This is a genomic window from Mesorhizobium sp. M7A.F.Ca.US.005.03.2.1 (genome assembly GCF_003997795.1).
GTDB lineage: Bacteria > Pseudomonadota > Alphaproteobacteria > Rhizobiales > Rhizobiaceae > Mesorhizobium > Mesorhizobium ciceri.
This window is the reverse complement of record NZ_RZRP01000621.1, coordinates 1-3,822: the sequence shown is the minus strand read 5'-3', so window position 1 is coordinate 3,822 and position 3,822 is coordinate 1. Positions and strand designations below refer to the sequence as shown.

Sequence of the window (3,822 nt, the reverse complement as noted above, 5' to 3'; positions counted from 1 at the left end):
TGCGTTCGCCGCTGCGCGACAACAGCTCGGCCATGGCCAGCGCCAGCACCAGCGCGCGCGATTGCTTGGAAACGCTGGCGCCTGTCGATTTGTAGAGCATCGACGGCGAGGGGTCGGCCCACAGCCAGACGGTATGGGCGGCTTCCCATTCGCGGTCGCGCACATAGGTGTGGTCGTCGCGGGCCGAGCGGCGCCAGTCGATGCGCGAGGAATCGCCCTCGACATAGGGCCGGAACTGCCAGAAATTCTCGCCGATGCCGCGCTTGCGGCGGCCGTGCCAGCCGGCGATCACGGTGTTGACGATACGGCGCGCCTCGACCAGCAGGTCTGGCACAAGCGAGGCCCGCAACCGGCCACGGGCGAGCGCGTCGCGCGTCGCTGCCGGAGCCTGGACCTCGCCGATGCGCGGCATCAAATCCCTTTCACGAGTTTCGCCACCACGTCACGCACGCTGGTGCCTTCGGCGCGGGCGGCGAAGGTCAGCGCCATGCGATGCTGCAGCACCGGCTCGGCCAGCGCACGGACGTCGTCGACCGAGGGCGCCAGCCGTCCGTCGTAAAGCGCGCGCGCCCTTGTGCACAGCATCAGCGCCTGGCTGGCGCGCGGGCCGGGACCCCAGGGGACGTTCTTATCGGTCTCGGCATTGCCTTGGCCGGGACGCGCCGAGCGCACCAGCGTCAGGATCGCCTCGACGACGCTTTCAGGCACCGGCATGCGGCGGATCAGCGTCTGGATCTCCTTCAGCCGCACCGGCTGCAGCACGTTTTGCGCTTTCGCGTCCTCGATGCCGGTGGTTTCCAGAAGGATGCGGCGCTCCGCCTCGATTTCGGGATAGAGGATGTCCACCTGCATCAGGAAGCGGTCAAGCTGTGCCTCGGGCAGCGGATAGGTGCCCTCCTGCTCCAGCGGGTTCTGGGTTGCCAGCACGTGGAAGGGCGCCGGCAGGTCATGGCGGGCGCCGGCAATGGTGACGTGGTATTCCTGCATGGCCTGCAGCAGCGCCGACTGAGTGCGCGGCGACGCGCGGTTGATCTCGTCGGCCATCAGCAGCTGGGCGAAGATCGGCCCGGAGATGAAGCGGAAGGAGCGTTTTCCGGTCTCGTCCTGCTCCATCACTTCGGAGCCGAGGATATCGGACGGCATCAGATCCGGCGTGAACTGGATGCGACGCGAATCGAGGCCGAGCACGATGCCAAGTGTTTCGACCAGCTTGGTTTTGGCGAGACCCGGCACGCCGACCAAAAGCGCATGGCCACCGGCCAGCAGCGCCACCAGCGTGCGCTCGACGACGCTTTCCTGTCCGAAGATGACCCGGCCGACCCCGTCGCGGATCCGGGAGATGTCGGCAAGCGCCTTCTCGGCCTCGGCGATCATGTCCTTTTCGCTGATCGGGCTTTCCTTGACCATCACGCTCATGCCGCATCGATCCTTGTGGTTGGAATACCATGGCTGGAACAACGGCTGCACCATACCATAAGTTGCCGCGATTCGGCCTCGCGTGGCGCCTACATCGAAACTTAAATCACAGACTTAGGCTGACAAGCGGAACAACAGTGACTATTTCGTGACCATGACGGGACCCTTGGGACATCGTGAAGAAAGCCTGACTGATGCCACCGAGGCGCGTGGTCTCGAGGCGCTGATCTCGCGCGCCGCCCGTGCCGGCAAGGGCGCGGCACCTGTCGAACGCTGGAATCCCGACTTCTGCGGCGATCTGGACATGGAGATCAAGGCCGACGGCACCTGGTTCTATCTGGGCACGCCGATCGGGCGCATGCCGCTGGTGCAGCTTTTCTCCTCGGTGCTGCGCAAGGACGCCGATGGCAGGACCTATCTGGTGACACCGGTAGAAAAGGTCGGCATCCGCGTCGCCGATGCGCCGTTCATCGCCGTCGAAATGGACGTTTCGGGCAGCGGCGAGGCGCAGACAATCACCTTCCGCACCAATGTCGGCGACGTCGTCGAAGCCGGGCCGGAACGGCCGCTGCGGTTTGTCGATGAGAACGAGACCGGCGGGTTGAAGCCCTATGTGCTGGTGCGTGGCCGTCTGGAGGCGCTGGTGGCGCGGCCGGTGATGTATGAACTGGTCGGGCATGGCGAGGAGATCGAAATCGGCGGCGAGACGATGTTCGCGGTGCGCTCCAAGGGCGCCGTGTTCCCGATCATGCCGGCGGACCAGTTGAAGCGGCTGAGCGCGTGATGGACCAGGTGACGCCGGCGCCGTTTTCATCCGCGGATTTTCGCGCGCGCTTTGCCGTGCAGCCCGATGCACATGCAGGCGACGACGACTATGGCGACCATCGCTTCAACCCCGGCCATCCGCGCCTCAACCAGGGCAAGGCGCTGCGCAATGCCGCGGTGCTGATCCCGGTGGTCGATCATGAGGGCGATGCGACGGTTCTTCTGACCAAACGGGCCGAAAAGCTGCGCAGCCATTCGGGGCAGGTGGCCTTTCCCGGCGGCACTATCGATCCGACCGATCCGAGCCCTGAGGCGGCGGCGCTGCGCGAGACCTTCGAGGAGATCGGGCTTGGCCGAGATGGCATCGAGATCATCGGCCGCATGCCCGACTATGTCGCCGGCAGCGGCTACCGCATCGCCCCGGTGCTTGGCATCGTGCGGCCCGGTTTCCAACTGACGCTCAACGCAGACGAGGTCGATGCCGCTTTCGAAGTGCCGCTGCGCTTCCTGATGGACCCGGCCAACCACAAGCGCGACAGCCGTATGTGGAACGATCTCGAATGGTTCTTCTACGACATGCCTTACGGCGACCGGCGCATCTGGGGCGTCACCGCCGGCATCATTCGTACTCTCTATGAAAGGCTCTATGCGTGAGTGTCTCGATCGCGGGCAGGGCCGATTGGCTCACCGACAAGCATCTACAGCGCCTGCTGTTCGCATTGGCCGAAGGCGGTGAAGAGGCGCGAGTCGCCGGCGGCGCGGTGCGCAACACGCTGATGGACCAGCCGGTCGCCGACATCGACATCGCCACCACCTGCTTGCCGCAGCAAACCCTCCGCCGCGCCGAAGCGGAAGGGTTCAAGGCGGTGCCAACCGGCATCGAGCATGGGACGATCACCGTGGTTGCCGGCGGAAAGCCCTATGAAATCACCACCTTGCGCGCCGATATCGAAACCGACGGGCGGCGCGCGAAAGTGTCGTTCGGGCGCGACTGGAAGCTCGATGCCGAGCGGCGCGACTTCACCATCAACGCGCTCTATGCCGAGGCCGATGGCAAGGTGGTCGACCTGGTCGGCGGCATTGCCGACATCGAGGCGCGCCGGCTGCGATTCATCGGCGACCCGGAAGCGCGCATTCGCGAAGACTACCTGCGCATCCTGCGCTTCTTCCGCTTCTTCGCCTGGTACGGCGACGGACGGCCCGACGCCGAGGGGCTGAAAGCCTGCGCCCGTCTGAAGGAAGGGCTGGCCCAGCTTTCGTCCGAGCGCATCTGGTCGGAACTGAAGAAACTTTTGTCGGCGCCCGATCCGTCACGGGCGCTGCTTTGGATGCGGCAGGCAGGTGTCTTGACCGCGGCGCTGCCGGAAAGCGAGAAATGGGGTATCGATGCCATCCATGGGTTGGCCAAGGCCGGCAAGGATCTGGGCTGGGCACCCGACCCGCTGCTCAGACTGGAAGCGATCGTGCCGCCCGATGCCGCTCGCATGAAGACGCTCGCCGAGCGGCTCAAACTCTCGACCGCCGAAGCGGATCGCCTGCGCCACTGGGCGCTCGCCACCGCCGTCGAGCCGAAGACGACCGAGGGCGAACTGGCAAAAAGGCCCTATCGCGGCGACCGGCAGGGGTGTGCCGACCGTCTGC

5 protein-coding genes are annotated in these 3,822 nt (G+C 65.7%); 3 read left to right on the top strand and 2 right to left on the bottom strand.

All coding sequences use genetic code 11. From position 1 onward, the window contains the following. The coding region (locus EN991_RS26945; protein ID WP_127369903.1) for a DUF58 domain-containing protein at positions 1 to 412 on the bottom strand (412 nt) is incomplete at its 3' end. Continuing rightward, complete coding sequence (locus EN991_RS26940; protein WP_127369902.1) at positions 412 to 1,416, bottom strand: MoxR family ATPase; 1,005 nt, start codon at positions 1,414 to 1,416, stop codon at positions 412 to 414. The genes EN991_RS26945 and EN991_RS26940, both read right to left, overlap by 1 nt. Before the next feature lie 154 nt (positions 1,417 to 1,570). Here EN991_RS26940 and EN991_RS26935 point away from each other — a divergent pair, with 154 nt between their 5' ends. From EN991_RS26935 to EN991_RS26925, 3 genes are all read left to right on the top strand, one after another. After that, on the top strand, positions 1,571 to 2,200 hold the full coding sequence (locus EN991_RS26935; protein ID WP_013529969.1) for a DUF1285 domain-containing protein: 630 nt from the start codon (positions 1,571 to 1,573) through the stop codon (positions 2,198 to 2,200). Continuing rightward, on the top strand, positions 2,200 to 2,835 hold the full coding sequence (locus EN991_RS26930) for a CoA pyrophosphatase (protein WP_063168849.1): 636 nt from the start codon (positions 2,200 to 2,202) through the stop codon (positions 2,833 to 2,835). The genes EN991_RS26935 and EN991_RS26930 overlap by 1 nt, the downstream gene beginning before the upstream one ends. After that, positions 2,832 to 3,822 (top strand): CCA tRNA nucleotidyltransferase (locus tag EN991_RS26925; RefSeq protein WP_164769390.1); only part of this gene is annotated, 991 nt, incomplete at its 3' end. The genes EN991_RS26930 and EN991_RS26925, both read left to right, overlap by 4 nt.

Bases quoted from the DNA above. Each gene is read 5' to 3' on its own strand.
- EN991_RS26935 (WP_013529969.1), top strand. From the start codon at position 1,571: ATGACGGGACCCTTGGGACATCGTGAAGAAAGCCTGACTGATGCCACC.
- EN991_RS26940 (WP_127369902.1), bottom strand. From the start codon at position 1,416: ATGAGCGTGATGGTCAAGGAAAGCCCGATCAGCGAAAAGGACATGATC.
- EN991_RS26930 (WP_063168849.1), top strand. From the start codon at position 2,200: ATGGACCAGGTGACGCCGGCGCCGTTTTCATCCGCGGATTTTCGCGCG.